The organism is Enhygromyxa salina, from assembly GCF_002994615.1.
Classification (GTDB): domain Bacteria; phylum Myxococcota_A; class Polyangia; order Nannocystales; family Nannocystaceae; genus Plesiocystis; species Plesiocystis salina_A.
The window spans coordinates 1-1,358 of sequence record NZ_PVNK01000020.1; the positions used below are offsets into that span (position 1 = coordinate 1).

At 56.8% G+C, this 1,358-nt stretch carries 2 tRNA genes and 2 rRNA genes; all 4 read right to left on the reverse strand.

Annotated features, from left to right (window positions below):
• Nucleotides 1-583 (reverse strand): 23S ribosomal RNA (locus tag ENSA5_RS02255); the annotation flags it as partial.
• Between the two features lie 326 nt (nt 584-909).
• Nucleotides 910-982: transfer RNA gene (locus ENSA5_RS02260), tRNA-Ala, on the reverse strand.
• Nucleotides 983-1,004: 22 nt separating this feature from the next.
• Nucleotides 1,005-1,078 (reverse strand) — tRNA-Ile (locus tag ENSA5_RS02265).
• Between the two features lie 162 nt (nt 1,079-1,240).
• Nucleotides 1,241-1,358 (reverse strand): 16S ribosomal RNA (locus tag ENSA5_RS02270); the annotation flags it as partial.

Genomic DNA, 1,358 nt, shown 5'->3' on the forward strand with positions numbered 1-1,358 from the left:
CCATAGTGCTCCTACTGCTTGTAGACACACGGTTTCAGGGTCTTTTCACTCCCCTCGCAGGGGTTCTTTTCACCTTTCCCTCACGGTACTAGTACACTATCGGTCACCAGGGAGTACTTAGCCTTGGAAGATGGTCCTCCCAGATTCAGACAAGATTCCACGTGCCTCGTCCTACTCGGGGTACTCCTAGGGCCGCTCAGACTTTCACATACGGGGCTATCACCCTCTTTGGCCGGCCTTCCCAAGCCGTTCTGCTAATCCTTGCGGTCCCATGACGGAGCCCCACAACCCCAGCCGGTTGCCCGGATGGTTTGGGCTAGTCCGCGTTCGCTCGCCGCTACTTACGGAGTCTCTGTTGATTTCCTTTCCTGCGGGTAATGAGATGTTTCAGTTCCCCGCGTTGACCTCGCACGCCTATGTATTCAGCGTACGATGATGGGCCATGACGCCCACCGGGTTTCCCCATTCGGATATCCACGGATCTACGCTCGAGTCCAGCTCCCCGTGGCTTTTCGCAGGTATCCACGTCCTTCATCGTCTCCTGGTGCCTAGGCATCCACCGTGTGCCCTTTGTAGCTTGACCTCACTGGCGCCTTGCGTCGGTTGCCCGAACTTCGGCGCCAGCGCGTCCCGTAAACCACCGTCAGATGAGTCGAATCCGAGGTTCCTTTCGTCACCACGAACCCTACTTTTTGCAGTTCTGCTGAGCAGAACTCGTTTGCTCGAGACTCACCCTGACCAGCTCTCCAGCCGGCCAATTTGAGACTCGCTGAGCGTCTCTCGACGCTCATCGACGGAAATTGTGCTACTCGGTTGATCGCTTTCTCAACCCTAGTTGGGTTAATGCTGCGACCATCCGGTGGTCTTGTTCGTCTATCCAGTTGTCAAGGTAGCAGTCTTCGTCAGATCTGGAGGATAGCGGGATCGAACCGCTGACCTCAGGCTTGCAAAGCCCGCGCTCTCCCAGCTGAGCTAATCCCCCGCAGTACCGTGAAGGTACGTAGTGGGCGTGGGAGGATTTGAACCTCCGACCTCCGCCTTATCAGGGCGGCGCTCTAACCAGCTGAGCTACACGCCCAGGTTCCGAAGACAACCTGATTTTCAGGAAGCAATTCGCCTCCTGAAAACTGAAGAGTAGGGGACCACGAAACATGCACTTGGTAACAACCTGACCGAGGTCAGGGTGCGCCCACGGGTTCGACCTGAAGTGCTCGAGCTCGAGGCTCGGGCAAACTCCTAGAAAGGAGGTGATCCATCCCCACCTTCCGGTAGGGATACCTTGTTACGACTTCACCCCAGTCACCGATCACTCCTTGGTAAGCGCCCTCCCGAAGGTTAGGCTACCCACTTCTGGAGCA